At 74.3% G+C, this 18,377-nt stretch carries 13 protein-coding genes and 1 pseudogene; 12 read left to right on the forward strand and 2 right to left on the reverse strand.

Features of this window, described 5'->3' with window-relative positions; all coding sequences use genetic code 11:
• Positions 1 to 25: 25 nt before the first annotated feature.
• Positions 26 to 5,176: pseudogene (locus Ae717Ps2_RS40365) on the reverse strand (type I polyketide synthase); the annotation flags it as partial.
• 133 nt (positions 5,177 to 5,309) lie between these two features.
• Positions 5,310 to 6,341 (reverse strand): GDP-mannose 4,6-dehydratase, encoded by a 1,032-nt coding sequence (locus Ae717Ps2_RS15325; protein WP_075333535.1) that lies wholly within the window; start codon positions 6,339 to 6,341, stop codon positions 5,310 to 5,312.
• 201 nt (positions 6,342 to 6,542) lie between these two features.
• On the opposite strand from Ae717Ps2_RS15325, the gene Ae717Ps2_RS15330 reads away from it, so the two are divergent.
• The 12 genes from Ae717Ps2_RS15330 (at position 6,543) to Ae717Ps2_RS15385 (ending at position 18,371) form a co-directional block, all read left to right on the forward strand.
• Positions 6,543 to 8,306: an ABC transporter ATP-binding protein gene (locus Ae717Ps2_RS15330; protein WP_075333536.1), complete on the forward strand. Its 1,764-nt coding sequence runs from the start codon at positions 6,543 to 6,545 to the stop codon at positions 8,304 to 8,306.
• Positions 8,303 to 10,318, forward strand: coding sequence for an ABC transporter ATP-binding protein (locus Ae717Ps2_RS15335; RefSeq protein ID WP_075333537.1), 2,016 nt, complete (start codon positions 8,303 to 8,305; stop codon positions 10,316 to 10,318). The genes Ae717Ps2_RS15330 and Ae717Ps2_RS15335 overlap by 4 nt, the downstream gene beginning before the upstream one ends.
• 29 nt (positions 10,319 to 10,347) lie before the next feature.
• Positions 10,348 to 11,136, forward strand: coding sequence for a thioesterase II family protein (locus Ae717Ps2_RS15340; RefSeq protein WP_083702384.1), 789 nt, complete (start codon positions 10,348 to 10,350; stop codon positions 11,134 to 11,136).
• The gene (locus Ae717Ps2_RS15345) at positions 11,133 to 11,528 is read left to right on the forward strand and encodes a DoxX family protein (RefSeq protein ID WP_075306875.1); all 396 of its coding nucleotides are present in this window, start codon (positions 11,133 to 11,135) and stop codon (positions 11,526 to 11,528) included. The genes Ae717Ps2_RS15340 and Ae717Ps2_RS15345 overlap by 4 nt, the downstream gene beginning before the upstream one ends.
• A 100-nt stretch (positions 11,529 to 11,628) precedes the next feature.
• Positions 11,629 to 13,530 carry a primary-amine oxidase gene (locus Ae717Ps2_RS15350; protein WP_075333538.1) on the forward strand — a complete coding sequence of 634 codons (1,902 nt, stop codon included), beginning with the start codon at positions 11,629 to 11,631 and terminating at the stop codon, positions 13,528 to 13,530.
• Between the two features lie 204 nt (positions 13,531 to 13,734).
• Complete coding sequence (locus tag Ae717Ps2_RS15355; RefSeq protein ID WP_060712110.1) at positions 13,735 to 14,220, forward strand: peroxiredoxin; 486 nt, start codon at positions 13,735 to 13,737, stop codon at positions 14,218 to 14,220.
• A gap of 40 nt (positions 14,221 to 14,260) precedes the next feature.
• Positions 14,261 to 14,860: a TetR/AcrR family transcriptional regulator gene (locus Ae717Ps2_RS15360; RefSeq protein WP_075306879.1), complete on the forward strand. Its 600-nt coding sequence runs from the start codon at positions 14,261 to 14,263 to the stop codon at positions 14,858 to 14,860.
• A 100-nt stretch (positions 14,861 to 14,960) separates the two neighbouring features.
• The gene (locus Ae717Ps2_RS15365) at positions 14,961 to 15,392 is read left to right on the forward strand and encodes a biliverdin-producing heme oxygenase (RefSeq protein WP_083702385.1); all 432 of its coding nucleotides are present in this window, start codon (positions 14,961 to 14,963) and stop codon (positions 15,390 to 15,392) included.
• A 30-nt stretch (positions 15,393 to 15,422) separates the two neighbouring features.
• Positions 15,423 to 15,710, forward strand: coding sequence for a transposase (locus tag Ae717Ps2_RS38300; RefSeq protein ID WP_075333031.1), 288 nt, complete (start codon positions 15,423 to 15,425; stop codon positions 15,708 to 15,710).
• Complete coding sequence (locus Ae717Ps2_RS39110; protein WP_075333032.1) at positions 15,707 to 16,591, forward strand: IS3 family transposase; 885 nt, start codon at positions 15,707 to 15,709, stop codon at positions 16,589 to 16,591. Before Ae717Ps2_RS38300 ends, Ae717Ps2_RS39110 begins: the two co-directional genes overlap by 4 nt.
• Positions 16,483 to 16,887: a biliverdin-producing heme oxygenase gene (locus tag Ae717Ps2_RS35230; RefSeq protein ID WP_233147572.1), complete on the forward strand. Its 405-nt coding sequence runs from the start codon at positions 16,483 to 16,485 to the stop codon at positions 16,885 to 16,887. Before Ae717Ps2_RS39110 ends, Ae717Ps2_RS35230 begins: the two co-directional genes overlap by 109 nt.
• A 62-nt stretch (positions 16,888 to 16,949) precedes the next feature.
• The gene (locus tag Ae717Ps2_RS15385; RefSeq protein WP_170917053.1) at positions 16,950 to 18,371 is read left to right on the forward strand and encodes an SDR family NAD(P)-dependent oxidoreductase; all 1,422 of its coding nucleotides are present in this window, start codon (positions 16,950 to 16,952) and stop codon (positions 18,369 to 18,371) included.
• Positions 18,372 to 18,377 lie beyond the last annotated feature (6 nt).

Genomic DNA, 18,377 nt, shown 5'->3' on the forward strand with positions numbered 1-18,377 from the left:
CGAAGACCAGGGTGGCGGGCAGCCGCAGTCCGGTCGCGGCACCCAGGGAGTTGCGCAGGTCGACCGCGGTCAGCGAGTCGAACCCGAGCTCGGAGAACGGGCGGTCGGGGTCGATCTCGTCGCCGCCGGTGTGCCCGAGCACCGCGGCCACCCGGCCGCGGACCAGCTCCAGCACCGCGGCGGCACGCTCGTCGCCGGACAGGGCCGCGAGCCGGCGGGCCAGCGAGCGGGAACGTTCGGTGCCCGCGGCGGAGCGGCGGGCACCGCGGACGAGGCCGCGCAGGAGCGGCGGGACCTCGGGCAGCCCGCGCAGCACCGACAGGTCGAGCGGGAGCGGCAGGACCAGCGGGGCCGGCCCGGGGACGGCGGCGTCGAGCAGGGCCAGCCCCTCCTCGACGGCGACGGCCGGCATCCCGGCCCGGCGCAGCCGCTCGGGCTCGGCTCCGGCGAGCATGCCGGGGCCGTCCCAGGCGCCCCACGCCAGCGATGTCGCGACGAGCCCGGCGGCGCGCCGGTGCGCGGCGAGTCCGTCGAGGAAGGCGTTCGCCGCCGCGTAGCTGGCCTGGCCGGGGGTGCCGAGGACACCGGCGGCCGAGGAGAACAGCACGAACGCGGTGAGCTCCCGGTCGGCGGTGAGCTCGTGCAGGTGCCAGGCGGCGTCGGCCTTCGGGGCGAGCACCCCGCTGACGCGCCCGGCGGTCAGTCCGTCGACGACGCCGTCGTCGAGGACACCCGCGGCGTGCACGACCGCGGTGACCGGGTGCGCGTCGAGCAGCGCGGCGACGGCGTCGCGGTCGGTCACGTCGCAGGCCACGACGGCCACGTCCGCGCCGAGGCCGGTCAGCTCGGCGGTGAGCTCCGCCGCGCCGGGGGCGTCCGGGCCGCGGCGCCCGGCGAGCACGAGGCCACCGACGCCGTGCTCGGTGACCAGGTGCCGGGCGACGAGCGCGCCGAGCCCGCCCGTGCCGCCGGTGACCAGGACGGTGTCGGCCGGACCCCAGCCGGGGGTGTGGTCCTCGGCCGGGGCGGGCAGCCGGACGAGCCTGCGGGCGTGCACCTCGCCGTCGCGGCAGACGATCTCCGGCTCGTCGACGGCGAGCGCGGCGGGCACCAGGTCGGCGCGCCCGTCGGCGGGGCCGGGGTCGAGCAGGGCGAACCGGCCGGGGTGCTCGGCCTGGGCCGAGCGGACGAGGCCGCGCACCGCGTCGGCGGCGGGCCCGTCGCCGTCCGGGACGACGACGAGCCGGGTGTCGGTGACCGCGTCGCAGGCCAGCCAGTCCTGCAGCAGTGCCAGCACCGCGGCGGTGGCGGCGTGCGCCCCGGTGACCGGGTCGTGGACGTCCCCGGTGGCCACCGGGGCGACGACGACCGGCACCCCGGCGGCCTCGGCGGCGGTCGCGACGACCGGGGTCCTCGGGTCCAGTCCGAGCTCCGCGACAGCGGTGGCCGGGCCGAGCAGCGCGGTCTCGGGGACCGGGGTGCCCGCGGCCGGGGTGACGACCGTGCTGCCGATGCCGTACAGCGCGCGGGGGCGGGCACCGGGCTCGGGCACGGCGGCGTCGGCGAGCGGGCGCAGCGCCAGGGACTCGACGGTCGCGACCGGCTCGCCGTCGGGGTCGCGGACGTCGATGGCGACCCCGCCCGCGACGGGCGTGAGCCGGGCCCGGACCGCGGTGGCGCCGGAGGCGTGCAGGCTGACGCCCTGCCAGGAGAACGGCAGACCACCGGTGTGCTCCCCGGGTCCGGCCTCGCCGAGCAGCGCGGTGGCGTGCAGCACGGCGTCGAGCAGCGCAGGGTGGATGCCGAACCCGTCGTGCTCGGTACCGGCCGGCAGCTCCACCGCGACGTCGACGCCGGATCCGGCGCCCGCCGCGGGGTCGACCGGCGTCGCCGTGCGCAGTCCGCGGAAGACCGGGCCGTAGCCGAAGCCGTGCCCGGCCAGGCGTTCGTAGAGCTCGGCGCCGTCGACGACGTCCCCGTCCGCCACGCTCCGGTCGGGTCGCGCACCGGGCCCGGAGGCACCGGTCGCGAGCAGACCGGTGGCGTGGGTGATCCACGGGTGCTCGTCGTCGTCGGCCGGGCGCGAGTGGATCCGCACCTCGCGGACCCCGTCCGGGTCGGCGTCACCGACCCACATCTGCACCTGGACGGCACCACGCTCGGGCAGCACCAGCGGGGTGGAGAGGGTGAGCTCCTCGACGCGGTCGCACCCCGCCTCGTCGGCGGCCCGGACGGCGAGCTCCAGGAACGCGGTGCCCGGCAGCAGGACGGTGCCGTGCACGACGTGGTCGGCGAGCCACGGGTGGCTGTCGACCGACAGCCGCCCGGTGAGCAGGGTCCCGCCGGCGCCGGCGAGCGACACGACGGCGGACAGCAGCGGGTGTCCGCTGGCGCCCTGCCCGGCGGCGCGCAGGTCACCCGCGCCGGACGGACGGCGCGGCCAGTAGCGCCGGCGCCGGAAGGCGTAGGTCGGCAGCGTGGTGCGGCGCGCACCGGTGCCGGCGAACCAGGCGGCCCAGTCGACGCCGACGCCGCGCAGGTGCAGCCCGGCGGCGGCCGCCGCGGCGGTGACGGTCTCGTCGTGCCCGGCGCGGAGCACCGGCAGCGCGGTGACGGCCGCACCGCTGTCGGCGGCGCGGTCACGGACCATGGGGGTGAGCGCGGCGTCCGGGCCGAGCTCGACGACGACGCCGGTGCCGTGCTCGATCAGCCAGCCGACGGTGTCGGCGAACCGCACCGTGTCGCGGACCTGGCGGACCCAGTGCTCCGGCGAGCCGAGCTCGTCGAGGGTGGCCTGGGTGCCGGTCACCGACGACACGACGGGGACGAGCGGCTCCCGGACGGTCAGCCCGGCGACGACCTCGCGGAACTCGGCCAGCACCGGGTCGGCGTGGTGGGAGTGGAAGGCGTGCGAGACGCGCAGCCGGGTCGTGCGGTGGCCGTCGCCGGCGAGCCGCGCGGCGGCCTCGGCGACGGCGTCGGCGTCGCCGGACAGCACGACCGACCGGGTGCCGTTGACCGCGGCCAGCGCCACCTGCTCGCCGAGCAGGCCGGTGACCTCCTCCTCGCCCGCGTCGACGGCGACCATCGCCCCGCCGGCGGGCATGCCCGCCATGAGCCTGCCGCGCGCCGTGACCAGCGCGGCGGCGTCGGGCAGGTCGAGGACACCGGCGACGTGCGCGGCGGCGATCTCGCCGACCGAGTGGCCGGCGACGGCGTCGGGGACGACCCCCCAGGACCGGACCAACCGGTACAGCGCGACCTCGACCGCGAACAGCGCGGGCTGGGCGTAGCCGGTGGCGTCGAGCGCGTCGGGGTCCTCGCCCCACAGCACCTCGGTCAGCGGGCGGTCCAGGTGCCGGTCGAGCTCGGCGACGACCTCGGAGAGCGCCTCGGCGAAGACCGGGAAGCGGGCGGCGAGGCGGCGCCCGGCGCCGATCCGCTGGGCGCCCTGGCCGGTGAACACGAACGCGGTGCGGGTGCGCGGCCCGGCGGTGCCGAGCAGCACCGCGGGGTGCGGCTCGCCCGTCGCGATCGCCCGCAGCCCGGCGCGCAGCCGGTCGGGATCCTCGGCGACGACCGCGGCCCGGTGGTCGAGCGCGGCGCGGGTGGTGGCGGCGGAGAAACCCAGGTCGAGCAGCGGGGCGGGCGCGTCCCCGTCGAGCGTGTCGAGCAGCCGCTGCGCCTGGGCCCGCAGCGCCTCGGCGCCGCGCCCGGACAGCAGCACCGGCACCGCGGCGGCGGTGTCGGCCACGACCGGGGCAGGTGTCTCCGGGGCGGGGGTCCCACCGTCGTCGCCCGCGGGGTCGGTGTCGGTGGCGGGGGCCGGGTCCGGTGCCTGCTCCACGATCACGTGGGCGTTGGTGCCGGAGAGCCCGAACGACGACACCCCGGCCCGCCGCGGTCGTCCCCGGTCCGGCCAGGCGACCTGCTCGCGGACCAGCTCGACGGCGCCGCTCGACCAGTCCACCTTCGTCGACGGCGTCCGCACGTGCAGCGTCGCGGGGACGACGCCGTGCTGCAGGGCCAGCACCATCTTGATGACACCGGCGACGCCCGCGGCGGCCTGGGTGTGCCCGAGGTTGGACTTGACCGAGCCGAGCAGCAGCGGCTGTTCGCGGCCGCGGCCGTAGGTCGCGAGCAGCGCCTGGGCCTCGATCGGGTCGCCGAGCGCGGTGCCGGTGCCGTGGGCGTCGACGACGTCGACGTCGTCGACGCCCAGCCGCGACTGCGCCAGCGCCTGCGTCAGCACCCGCTGCTGGGACGGTCCGTTCGGCGCGGTCAGCCCGTTCGAGGCCCCGTCGGAGTTCACCGCCGAGCCGCGCAGCACCGCGAGCACGTCGTGGCCGTGCCGCTGGGCGTCGGAGAGGCGTTCCAGGACCAGCACCCCGACGCCCTCGGACCAGCCGGTGCCGTTCGCGTCGTCGTCGAAGGCGCGGCAGAAACCGTCCGCGGCGAGCCCGCCCTGGCGCCCCATCTCGGCGAAGGTGACCGGCCCCGACATCACGGTGACCCCGCCCGCCAGGGCCAACGAGCACTCCCCCGCCCGCAGTGCCTGCGCCGCGAGGTGCAGCGTGACCAGCGACGACGAGCAGGCGGTGTCCACCGTGACGGTCGGCCCGACCAGGCCGAGGACGTAGGAGACCCGGCCGGACAGCACACTGCTCGCCGTCCCGGTCAGCTGGAAGCCTTCGGCCTCCTCCGGACCGATCGGGTACTGCTGGCCCATCGCGCCGGCGAAGACACCCGTGTCGCTCCCGCGCAGGGTGCCGGGGTCGATCCCGGCCCGCTCCAGCGCCTCCCAGGTCACCTCCAGCAGCAGCCGCTGCTGCGGGTCCGTGGCGACGGCCTCGCGCGGGGAGATGCCGAAGAAGTCGGCGTCGAAGTCGGGGGCGTCGTAGAGGAAGCCGCCCACGTTCGCGTCCGGGTCGGCCCCCAGGGCGGCCAGGTCCCAGCCGCGGTCGTCGGGGAACGGGCCGATCCCGTGCCCGCCGTCGGACAGCATCCGCCACAGCGCCTCGGGACCGTCCACCCCGCCGGGGTAGCGGCAGCCGATGCCGACGACCGCGATCGGCTCGTGCGCGGCCGCCTCGACGTCCTGCAGCCGCTTGCGGGTGCGTCGCAGATCCGCGCTCGCCCGCTTCAGGTAGTCCCGGAGCTTCTGTTCGTTGTCCATCGCGGGGGCACACCCATCTCGAGGTACGGCGGACTCACGCCTGTGCGGCGGTGCCGTGGTCGTCTGTGGACTGCGGGGCGCTCGCCGGCCGCGTTCGGGGGGGGCGGGGGCGGCGGCCGCGGGCCTGCGCGGATCACCAGGACATGGCGGGTACCAGGTCGCCGTAGCTGTCCTCGCGCCGGAGCTGCGCCAGGTCGGAGTCGACCATCATCCGCATCAGCTCGGGGAACGACGTCACGGGCGTCCAGCCGAGCGCCGCCGTCGCGCGGGTGGTGTCCGCGCACAGCACCTCGACCTCGGCCGGACGCACCAGCGCGGGGTCGACCACGACGTGGTCGCGCCAGTCCAGCCCGACGTGCTCGAAGGCGATGCGCACCGCGTCCCGGACCGAGTGCATGACCCCGGTGACGATCACCCAGTCGCCCGGCTCGTCCTGCTGCAGCATCGCGTGCATGGCCTGCACGTAGTCCCCGGCGAAGCCCCAGTCGCGGACCGCGTCGAGGTTGCCCAGGTGCAGCTTCTCCTGCCGGCCCGAGGCGATCCTGGCCGTCGCGAGCGAGATCTTGCGCGTCACGAACTCCGTGCCGCGGCGCGGGGACTCGTGGTTGAACAGCATCCCGGACACCGCGTACATGCCGAAGGACTCGCGGTAGTTGCGGGTGATGCAGTGGCCGTACACCTTCGCGACGCCGTACGGGCTGCGCGGGTGGAACACCGTCGACTCCGACTGCGGGGTCTCGGCGGCCTTGCCGAACATCTCCGACGACGAGGCCTGGTAGAACCGGATCCCGCCGCCGTCCGAGCCCCGCGAGCCGGACAGGCCGCCCACCATCCGGATGGCCTCGAGCATCCGCAGCACGCCCATGCCGTTCACCTCGGTGACCAGCTCCGCCTGCTGCCAGGACATCGGCACGAACGAGATCGCGCCGAGGTTGTAGACCTCGTCGGGCTGCACCCGGTCGACCACCGACACCAGGCTGGCCTGGTCCAGCAGGTCGCCGTACTCGAAGGACAGGTCGGCGGCGAGACGGCTGATGCGGGACTGGCGCGGGTTCGACTGCCCGCGGACCAGACCCCACACGTCGTAGCCCAGCGACAACAGGTACTCGGCGAGGTAGGAACCGTCCTGCCCGGTGATCCCGGTGATCAACGCGCGCCTCGGCATGGGGTCGTCTCCCTCCGACGTGTGGTGGGTGTCCCCCACTCCGGCGGCGACGGTAGGTTCGCGCCGACTAGTGATTCGTCGAGACATGACCGGTGCGCCGCACCGTGCTCTGGGGATTTCCGGGCCGCCGCCGTGGTCGGGTGCACGCGTCCGTTCCCCGCGACTCGCTCGCCGGGCCCGCCGTGCCGGAGAGGGACACCCGTGGTCCGAGATCTCGTCCTGTTCCTGCGCACCGGCCTGCGGCCGTACCGGCTCACCGTCGCCGGGATCGTGCTGCTGCAGCTGGTGCAGACCGCCGCCGTGCTGACGCTGCCCACCCTGGCCGCCGCGGTCATCGACATCGGCATCGTGCGTGGCGACGTCGGGTTCGTCGGCCGCATCGCGGCCGTGATGGCCGGGGTGGCGGTGCTGCAGGTCGTGGCGTCGGTCGCGGCCCAGTGGCTCGCCGCCCGGGTCGCCGCGCAGCTCGGCTACGACCTGCGCACCGCCGTGGTCTCGCGGGTGCTGTCACTGTCGGTCCAGCAGGTCGGCCGGTTCGGTGTCCCGTCGCTGATCACCCGCTCGGTGAACGACGTCCGGCAGGTGCAGCAGCTGTGTCTGGCCCTGTTCGACGTCGCGGTGACGGCCGTGGTGATGTCCCTGGGCGGGCTGGCGCTGGCGACGGCCCTGGACCCGTGGATCGGGCTGGTGCTGGTCGGACTCTTCGTGGTGGTGGCGGTGACCATCGGGCGGCTGCTGGTGCAGATGTTCCCGCTCTACGACCGGCTGCAGACCGCGACCGACCGGGTCAACCGGATCCTGCGTGAGCAGATCGCCGGGGTGCGGGTGGTCCGGGCGTTCGCGCAGGACCGCCGCGAGCACGCGCGGTTCGCCGGGGCGAACCGCGAGCTCCACGACCCGGGGCTGCGGCTGGGCTACCAGATGGCGACCTTCCCGGCGCTGGTCACCCTGGTGATGAACGTGTTCGCGGTCGGCCTGGTGTGGCTGGGGGCGGGCCGGGTCGACGCCGGGCTCATGCCGCTGGGTGTGCTGACGGCGGTCCTGGGCTACCTGGCGCTGATCGTGCTGTCGATGGTCATGACGATCGTCGTCATCACCGGCGCGGCCCGGGCCCGCACCTCGGTCGCCCGGCTGACCGAGGTGCTCGACGCCCCCGTCCCCGAGCAGCCCCGCGTCCCGTCGTTCCCGACGGTCGGGCCGGCCGACGGCGGCCGGGTCGAGCTGCGCGGGGTCGGGCACGTCGCCCCGGGTGCCGAACGTCCGATGCTCGACGGTGTCGACCTGACCGTCGCCCCCGGCGAGACGGTCGCGGTGCTCGGCGGGACCGGCAGCGGGAAGAGCACGCTGTTGTCGCTGGTCGTACGGCTGCTCGATCCGACGTCGGGCAGCGTCCGGGTGGACGACGTCGACGTCCGGGAGATGGATCCCGACGAGCTGGCCCGCCGGGTCGGCCTGGTGCCGCAGACCGCGCAGCTGTTCGCGGGCACCGTCGCCACGAACCTGCGGTTCGGCGCCCCCGCCGCCACCGACGAGCAGCTGTGGGACGCGCTGGCCGCCGTCCGCGCGGACGAGCTGGTGCGCGGCCTCCCGGACGGGCTGGAGTCCGCGGTCTCGCCGGACGGCCGCAACCTCTCCGGTGGACAGCGACAACGGCTCGCGCTGGCCCGCACGCTGCTGCGCAGGCCACGCGTCTACCTGCTCGACGACTACTTCTCCGCCCTCGACACCACCACCGAACGCGAGGTGCGTGCCGGGCTGGCGGCACGGACCGGCGGCGCGACGGTGCTGCTGGTCACCCAGCGGGTCGCCACCGCGGCCACGGCGGACCGCATCGTCGTCCTCGACGGGGGCCGGATGGTGGCCTGCGGAGACCACGACACGTTGCTGCGCGAGGACCCCGTCTTCGCCGAGATCGTGCGGTCCCAGCAGGCCGTGGCCGAGCCGGTCGTCGGGGGCCTGCGATGAGCGACGGCACGACGGAGATCACCGCGCAGGACACAGCGGAGGACACCGCAAACGGCACCGCGGACGGCACGGCACGGTCCGGGGGGCCGCGCGCGACGGCGAGGCGGGTCGCGGGACTGTTCGCCGCGCACCGCGCCGCGGCCGCACTGATCGTCGGGCTCGGGCTGGTGGCGACGGCGACGAACCTGCTGGGGCCCGTGCTCCTGGGGCGGGCGACCGACCTCGTCGCGGCCGGGCTGATCGGTCGCTCGGTGGGTCCGGACACCACCAAGGAGCAGGTCGTCGCAGGGCTGCGGGCGTCGGGGGACGAGACTCTCGCCCAGGTCGCCGGGACCGTCGACTTCACCCCCGGAGCGGGCGTCGACATGGCCGCCCTCGCCGCGGTCCTGACCGTCGCCGCGGTGCTGTTCGTGGGCTCGGCGCTGCTGGCCCGCCGGCAGGGCCGGGTCGTCGCGCGGGTCGTCCAGCGGATCCTGTTGGACCTGCGCGAACGTCTCGCCCGCAAGATCAGCCGGATGCCGCTGGCCGAGCTCGACCGCACCCCGCGCGGTGACCTGCTCAGCCGGGTCACCAACGACGTCGACAACCTGCAGCAGTCGCTGCAGCTGGCCGTCGGCCAGCTCTTCGTGACGGTGGCGAACGTCGTCGGGGTGGTCGTGGTGATGGCGGTGCTGTCCCCGACGCTGGCCGCGGTGGTCGTGGTCGCGGTGCCGGTCGCCGCGGTGCTGGCCGCACGGGCGGCGCGCCGCGCGCAGCCCCGGTTCGCCGAGCTGTGGCAGGCGACCGGCGCGGTCACCACGCACGTGGAGCAGGCCTACGGCGGGCACGCCCTGGTCAGCTCGATGCGCCGCCAGCAGGCCGTCGCCGAGGAGTTCGACCGCCACAACCGGGCACTGCGGGAGGCGGAGCGACGCGCCCAGGCCGTGACCGGCACGATCGAGCCGAGCACCCGCTTCGTGACCGACCTGGCCTACGTCCTGGTCGTCGTCGTGGGCGCCCTGCAGGTCACCGCGGGTGCGATGACGATCGGCGGCGTCCAGGCGTTCACCCAGCTCGTGATGATCTTCAGCAGGCCGGTGGTGAGCCTGGCCGGGTTCTCCGCGCAGATCCAGTCCGGACTGGCCTCGGCCGAGCGGGTGTTCGCGCTGCTCGACGCCCCCGAGCAGTCCGCCGACCCGGTCGACCCGGCCCGGCCGGCGACGGTGCGGGGGCTGGTCGAGTTCGACCGGGTGGGCTTCCGCTACCGCCCCGACACGCCGCTGATCGAGGACCTGTCCCTGCGGGTGGAGCCCGGCTGCACGGTGGCGGTCGTCGGTGCGACCGGTGCCGGGAAGACGACGCTGGGCAACCTGCTGCTGCGCTTCCACGAACCGCACGCCGGGCGGGTGCTGCTCGACGGCGTCGACGTCGCGACGATGGCCCGTGACGAGCTGCGGCGCATGATCGGCGTCGTGCCGCAGGAGCCGTGGCTGTTCGGCGGCACGATCGCCGAGAACATCGCCTACGGCCGTCCGGACGCGAGCCGCGAGGAGGTCGTGGCGGCGGCGCGGGCCACCTGCGTCGACGAGATGGTGCGCCGGCTCCCCGACGGCTACGACACCGTCGTCGACGTCGACCGGCCCGGGGTCAGCGCCGGTGAGCGCCAGCTGATCACGCTGGCCCGGGCGTACCTGAGCGACCCGGCGGTACTGCTGCTCGACGAGGCGACCAGCTCCATCGACACCCGCACCGAGGTGCTGGTGCAGGAGGCGATGGCGGCGGTGCGGCGCGGCCGTACCGGGTTCGTCATCGCGCACCGGTTGTCCACCGTGCGCGCCGCGGACCTGATCGTCGTCATGGACGCCGGACGGATCCTCGAGCGCGGCTCGCACGCCGAGCTCCTCGCCCGGGGCGGGGCCTACGCCCGGCTGCACGCCGCCGGGACGACCGCCGATGACGCATCTGGGGTTTTGCCCGCTGCTGCCGGGGTTGACTCCGGGCAGGGGGACGGCGCGCAGATCCGGACCCCGTGAGGCGGTACCCGCACCCGCGAAGGGACGAGATGACCACGAGCACCGAGAGCCGACCGGCCGGCGACCCGATCCCGGACGACGGCACGACGCCCTGGATCCGCCGCTACCACCCCACCCGGTCCGCGACCCGGCGGCTCGTGTGCTTCCCGCACGCGGGCGGGTCGGCCAGCTACTTCCACCCGGTCTCCGCCCGGTTTCCCGACGACGACGTGGTCGCGCTGCAGTACCCGGGGCGGCAGGACCGCCGGCACGAGCCGTGTGTCACCGACATCGACGAGCTCGCGGACCTGATCGCCGCCGAGCTGTCGCGGCTCTCGTCGCTGCCCACGGTGTTCTTCGGGCACAGCATGGGGGCGACGCTGGCCTTCGAGACCGCCTGGCGGCTCGAACGCGACGGTGCGGGCCCCGGCGCGGTGGTGGTCTCCGGCCGCCGTGGACCGACCACGAGCCGTGACGAGGCCGTGCACGAGCTCGACGACGACGGCGTCCTCGCCGAGATCACGCTGCTCGACGGCACCGACTCCGCGGTGCTCGCCGACGACGAGGTCCTCCGGATGTCGCTGCCCGCGATCCGGGGCGACTACACGGCGATCGAGGGCTACCACTGGACCCCCGGCCGGACGCTGTCCTGCCCGCTGGTGTCGCTCACCGGGGACGCCGACCCGCGCACCACCGTCGAGGAGGCCGCGGCGTGGTCGGAGGTGGCCACCGGGGGCTTCCGCTCCCGGGTGTTCCCCGGCGGGCACTTCTTCATCGCCGCGCAGGCGGCCGCGGTCCAGGCCGAGCTCGCCCGCGAGCTGGACGGCGTGGCCCGGTGAGCCGGCCAGCCGCCGTCGCGCTGTGGGTGCTGCAGGTGGTGCTCGCGCTGGTGTTCGTGGGCTCGGCGTTCGGGAAGCTCACCGGCGACCCGGCGATCGTGGCGGTCTTCGACGCGCTAGGTCCCCTGGCCTGGCTCCGCTACCCGGTCGCGGTGGCGGAGATCGTCGGCGCGGTCGGGCTGCTCGTCCCGGCGACGACGGCACTCGCCGCCGCCGCGCTCACCCTGCTGATGCTCGGCGCGGTGTCGGTGCACCTGTTCGTCGCGGGTGGGTCCGTGGTCCCCGCACTGGTCGTGCTGGTGCTGTGCGCGGTGACGCTCGTCGGCCGCCGGAAGGATCTCCTGCGTCCGGTGACCGCCGGGCGGACGGGACCCGCCGGCGAACGGTCCTGACCCGCTTCGCCGGGGCCCGCCCCGAGCCCTTGCCCTCCTCCGCCGCGCCCGGAACCGTCACCGGAGACGACCCCGGAACCGACCTGCAGGAGGAGACCCGATGACCGCCGTCCAGGAGCCGCGCACCAGCGCGAGCCACCCGCTGGCCCCGACCACGGAGGCCGAGGTCACCGCCGTCCGCGAGGTCCTCGTCGCGGCCGGGCTGCTCACCGAGCACGTCCGCTTCGCGTTCTTCGCCCCCGAGGAGCCGCCCAAGTCCGAGGTCCTCGCCCACTCCGACGGCGCCGCCGTCGACCGCAGCTTCCGCGCGGTGCTGCTGGACCTGGGCACCGGCCGCTCCCACGACACGGTCGTCTCGGCCACCCGGCGCGAGCTGGTCTCCTGCCGGGAGCTGGAGCCCGAGCGGGAGGGGCAGCCGCCGATCATCGACTCGGAGTTCGAGTTCATCGAGGACGTCCTGAACGCCTCGCCGGACTGGCTCGCCGCGCTGGAGAAGCGCGGGCTGGAGCCCGCCTCGGTGCGCGCGGTGCCGCTCTCGGCCGGCGTCTACGGCATCCCCGGGGAGGAGGGCCGCCGGCTCGCCCGCGCCTTCGGGTTCCGTCAGGACCACGAGGCCGACCACGCCTGGGCCCACCCCGTCGACGGGCTCGTCGCCTACGTCGACCTGACCGCCCGCACGGTCGACCGGGTGATCGACACCGGCGTCGTGCCGGTGCCCGCGACCAGCGGGAACTTCGACGACCCTGCCGTGCAGGGCGAGCACATGACCTCGCTGCGGCCGATCGAGATCACCCAGCCCGAGGGCCGCTCGTTCACCGTGCAGGACGGTCGCGTCCGCTGGGGCAAGTGGGAACTGCGCGTCGGGTTCAACGAGCGCGAGGGCCTGACCCTGCACCAGATCGCCTTCGACGACCGCCCGATCTGCTACCGCGCCTCGGTCGCGGAGATGGTCGTGCCCTACGCCGACCCGGCGCCGGTGCGGTTCTGGCAGAACTACTTCGACTGCGGCGAGTACATGTTCGCCCGCTACGCCGACTCCCTGCAGCTGGGCTGCGACTGCCTCGGCGACATCCACTACCTCGACGCGGTGGTCGCCGACGACCTCGGCAACCCGCGCACGATCACCAACGCCATCTGCCTGCACGAGGAGGACCACGGCGTCCTCTGGAAGCACACCGACATCTTCACCGGCGCCCGCGAGGTGCGCCGCCAGCGCCGCCTGGTGATCTCCTTCTTCACCCCGATCGGCAACTACGACTACGGCTTCTACTGGTACCTCTACCTCGACGGCACCGTCGAGCTGGAGTGCAAGGCGACCGGCATCGTGTTCACCTCGGGCACGCCGGGCGAGTACGCCACCGAGGTCGCCCCGGGCCTGGGTGCGCCGTTCCACCAGCACCTGTTCTCGGCGCGGCTGGACATGACCGTCGACGGCACGGCGAACGCCGTCGAGGAGGTCGAGGCGGTCCGTGTGCCGATGGGCGAGGGCAACCCCCACGGCAACGCGTTCGCCCGGTCGGCGACCCGGCTGACCCGCGAGTCCCACGCCCAGCGGGACGCCGACCCGGGGTCGGGGCGGGTCTGGCACGTCGTCAACACCGAGAAGACCAACACGCTGGGACGCCCGGTCGGCTACGTCCTGCACCCGCACGGGCAGCCCACGCTGCTGGCGGACCCGGCGTCGTCGATCCACGCGCGGGCGACGTTCGCCTCGAAGGCGCTGTGGGTGACCCGCTACCACCCGGCGCAGCGCTACCCGGCCGGTGACTTCGTCAACCAGAACCCGGGTGGGGACGGGCTGCCGTCCTGGGTGGCAGCGGACCGCGACCTCGACGGCCAGGACGTCGTGCTGTGGCACACCTTCGGGCTGACCCACTTCCCGCGCCCGGAGGACTGGCCGGTCATGCCGGTCGACCACACCGGCTTCGTGCTCAAGCCGGCCGGGTTCTTCGACCGCAACCCCACCCTCGACGTCCCGCCGGCGCCGACGAGCTGCCACTGACCGCCCCCTCCCGGCCGGCGCCGCCCAGGTCGTCCCGCCGCCGCACGGGTTCGGGCCCGTGCGGCGGCCCCGGCACCCGTGCGGCGCGCGCGGGTGCCCGACGACGGGCGGGGTGTGACGACGGCGCCGGGCCGGGCGGGGCGCGGCGGTGGCGGACTAGGGTCGGTCCCGACCACTCCACCCCGTCGCACCAGGAGGAACCCCGTGGCTCTCGCCGCCGGTGACCAGATCCCCGACGTCACCCTGATGACCCCGTCCGCCGAGGGGCCGAAGCCCGTGCAGAGTGCCTCGGTGCTCGGCACCGGCACCGTCGTGCTGTTCGGTGTGCCCGGCGCGTTCACCCCGGCCTGCTCCGACACCCACCTGCCCGGCTTCGTCCTGCGCCGCGACGAGCTCAAGGCCAAGGGCGTCGACACCGTGGCCTGCACCTCGGTCAACGACGCGTTCGTCCTGGAGGCCTGGGCCGAGTCCCGCGGCGCCGGCGACGCGGTGCTCATGCTCGCCGACGGCAACGGCGACTTCGCGAAGACCGCCGGCCTGGACATGGACGGCTCGTCGTTCGGGCTCGGCACCCGCTCGAAGCGCTACGCCGCGATCGTCACCGACGGCGTCGTGCGCTGGATCGGTGTCGAGGACGTCCCGTCCTCGGTGGACGTCTCCGGCGTCGAGTCGGTGCTCGCGCAGCTCTGAGGTTCCGGGCCGACCGGCACGCGGGCCTACACTGGCCCGCGTGCCGAAGGTCCTGGGCTCGCTCGCCACGCACCGCGAGCAGGTCCGTGAGCGCGTGTTCGACGCGCTGCGTGTGCAGCTCTACGAGCGCGGCTTCGACACGGTGACCCTGTCCGGGGTCGCCTCGGCCGCCGGTGTGGGGCGTTCGGCGCTCTACAACCACTTCCCCGACCGCCAGGCCCTGCTCGTCGCCTTCGTCGAGCACGAGGCGCAGCGCTACGTCGCCGACCTCGACGCCGCGCTGGCCGATGCGCCGGGCCCGCGTGAACGCCTCGCCACCTTCGCCCGGCTCCAGCTGCGCCGCCTCGCCGAGTTCCACCTCCCGCCCGGCCAGGCACTGGCCGGCGCGCTCGACCCGGCCGCCTACCGCCGGATCGCCGCGCACGCCGACCCCATCGGGGACCGCCTGGTGGCGGTGCTGCGCGAGGGCGCGGCCGCGGGCTGCATGGTCGACGACGACCCCCGGGTGCTCGCCGTCGTCGTCGCCGGGGCGCTGTCGAGCAGGCGGATCGTCGACGTCGACCCGGCCGATCTCGACGCCACGGTGGAGACCGCCGTCGCGGCCGTGCTGCGAGCGGTCTCGACGGTTGCGCGCGACTGAGGCTAGCCTTACTCGCGTTCGCGCCCTAGCATCGTGATCTGACACGGTGTCAGATCCGGCGCCGTGCCGTCGCACCAGACGTCACGTCACGGGAGGGCCGATGGCCGCCACGACCCCCATCGCGGGCACGCTGTCCGCCGATCTCAGCCAGGCCACCTGGGCGGTGCACGAGCGGGCGCACCAGTGCAGCTACTTCGGGGCACTGTTCGACGGCGCCCTCCCCCTGGACGCGTACACGCTGCTCGCCGAGCAGTACATCGCGATCTACACCGCGCTGGAGGCGGCCGGGGACGTCCTGGCCGCCGACCCGGTCGCGGCCCCGTTCGTCATCGATGAGCTCCGCCGGGTGCCCGCGCTGCACGCCGATCTCGACGCACTGGGCGGCGGGGTCCCGCGAGTCCTGCCCTCGACGGCGGCCTACGTGGCGCGGCTGCGCGAGACCGCGGCGGACCCGGCGCTGTTCGTGGCGCACCACTACACCCGCTACCTGGGCGACCTGGACCGTTCCCGATCTTGTAGACACCGGTCGTAGACTGCCGCTGATCGCAGCGGAGGGGATCGCGTGGCGACACGCCGCCATTTCACCCAGGAGTATAAGGACCAGGCCGTCAGTCTTGTCCTCGATTCCGGCCGAACAATCGCCGAGGTAGCGAAGAGTATCGGCGTCCACGAGATGACGTTAGGCAAGTGGGTGAAGAAAGCACGCGAATCCGGGCAGGTCCCGGACACGGACCTGTCCGAACCGGAGCGGGCCGAGCTGGAACGGCTCCGCAAGGAGAACACGACCCTGCGAATGGAGCGGGACTTCGCAAAAAAAGTAGCGACCTGGTTCGCGAAAGAACAGCCGTGAAATACGCGGCGATCGCGGACTGGGCAACCGAGGGCGAGTATCCGGTCACGTTCATGTGCGCCCAGCTCGGCGTGGCCCGACAGGGCTACTACCGGTGGCTCAAGACCGGACCCAGCCAGCGGGAACGCACCGACGCCGAGCTCACCGACACGATCCGAGAGATCCACCACGACCTGCGCGGTGACCCCGGCGTGCGCCGGGTGTGGGCCGAGCTGGTCGCTCGCGGCCACCGGACCGCCCGCAAGCGGGTCTGGCGGCTCATGCGCGCCGCCGGCCTGCAAGGCCGCCACCCTCACACCTGGCGCAAGACGACCGTCGCAGGTCTACGCCCGATCGACGCCCCGGACCTGATCGGGCGTGACTTCACCGCCGAGGCTCCCGACACCCGCTGGTGCGGCGACATCACCTACATCCAGACGGTCGACGGCTGGGCCTACCTCGCCACCGTGATCGACCTGCACTCCCGCAAGGTCGTCGGCTACGCCGTGGCCGACCACCTGCGCACCAACCTGATCATCGAGGCCCTCGCCGCCGCCCTGCTCACCCGCCGCCCACCAGCCGGAGTGATCATGCACAGCGACCGCGGGACGCAATACACGAGCCGGGAGTTCACCGACTTCTGCGCCGCCAACAATGTGGCCCGATCGATGGGCCGACGCGCCACCTGCTTCGACAACGCCGTCGCCGAGTCGTTCTTCGCCAGCTACAAGAAAGAACTCATCCACACCCGGCCATGGAACGACGTCACCGAGGTCCGACAGCAGACATTCGCGTGGATCGAGAGCTACTACAACCGTCGCAGACGGCACTCCACCCTCGGATACTTGACACCCACCGAATACGAGCTAGGATTCAGGAAAATAACCGACTTGGCAGCCTAAACCGGCGTCAAAGAAATCGGGAACACTCCAACCTGGCCGGCGGCCAGGTCGTCGGGAAGATCCTGCAGCGCACCTACGGCATCGACGGGCCGGGGCGGCTGTTCTACGACTTCACGGCCCTCGGCAATCCCTCGACGTTCCGGGCCCGCTACCGCGCCCTGCTCGACGAGGCCCCCTGGACCCCGGCGCAGCGCGAGCGGCTGCTCGCCGAGGCGGTGCACGCCTTCGAGCTGAACATCGCCGTGCTCACCGAGATGGCGCAGGAGGTCGGGCTCGGGCAGCCGCTGGCGTCCTGAGCCGGAATCGGGGGAACTAGGATCGACGCCCGTCCCCCGACCACGATCCCAGGAGTGTCCCGGTGTCCAGCCCCGGCATCGACCCGGACGAGCTCGCGACCGCGCTGAAGGTACTGGCCCAGGTCGACGAGCTGCCACCCGAACACCCCGACGCCGTGGTCGTCCGGCGGGCGACCGCCGGGATCTGGAAGTCGGTGCGGCTGCGGCGTCGCGCGGAGAAGCGCCAGGCCGAGAAGTCCTCCGACGAGGCCGTCACCGCCGCCACCGCGACCGGCGCGGCCGGGCGCATCGACGACGAGACCGCCGGGATCCCGCTGGTGTCGACCACCCCCGGCGCGACCGCGGGGACGCTGCACCGCGCCCGCGGCTGCTACGTGTGCAAGACGCGCTACACCGTCGTCGACGCCTTCTACCACCAGCTGTGCCAGGACTGCGCCGCCGCGCACCGCGCCCACCGCGAGGCCCGCACCGACCTGACCGGGCGCCGCGCACTGCTCACCGGCGGCCGCGCCAAGATCGGGATGTACATCGCGCTGCGGCTGCTGCGCGACGGCGCGCACCTCACGATCACCACCCGCTTCCCGCGTGACGCCGCCCGCCGCTTCGCCGCGCTGCCCGACTCCGGGCAGTGGCTGCACCGGCTGCGGGTGATCGGGGTGGACCTGCGCGACCCGGCCCAGGTCGTCGCGGTCGCCGACGAGGTCGCTGCCGCCGGCCCGCTCGACATCCTGGTGAACAACGCCGCACAGACGGTGCGCCGCTCCCCCGGCTCGTACTCCGCGCTGGAGGCGGCCGAGCAGGAGGAGCTGCCCGCGGGCGAGCTGCCGGAGATCGTGTCGTTCACCAGCGCCTCGCGCGAGCACCCGGTCCTGCTCGCCGGGGCGGTCCCGGGCGGGCGCGACCTGGCCGCGCTGGCGACGACGGCCCGTTCGGCGTCGCCGGAGCGGATCGCCGACGGCACCGCGGTCGACGCGGGCGGGCTGCTCCCCGACACCGCGGCGGTCAACAGCTGGGTCGACCACGTCCAGCACGTGGACCCGCTCGAGCTGCTCGAGGTGCAGCTGTGCAACCAGACGGCGCCGTTCGTGCTGGTCTCGCGACTGCGCCCGGCGATGGCGGCGTCGAGCGCACGCAACAAGTACGTCGTGAACGTCTCGGCGATGGAGGGCGTGTTCGGCCGCGGCTACAAGGGCCCCGGGCACCCGCACACCAACATGGCCAAGGCCGCGCTGAACATGCTGACCCGCACCAGTGCCGGGGAGATGTTCGCGACCGACCGGATCCTGATGACCGCGGTGGACACCGGCTGGATCACCGACGAGCGGCCGCACCCGATGAAGCTGCGCCTGGCCGAGGAGGGGTTCCACGCCCCGCTCGACCTCGCCGACGGCGCCGCCCGGGTCTACCACCCGATCGTCGCCGGGGAGTCCGGCGAGGACCTGCACGGAGTGTTCCTGAAGAACTACCGCGTGTCGTCCTGGTAGAGGGGT

The sequence above is a fragment of the Pseudonocardia sp. Ae717_Ps2 genome (assembly GCF_001932475.1).
GTDB lineage: Bacteria > Actinomycetota > Actinomycetes > Mycobacteriales > Pseudonocardiaceae > Pseudonocardia.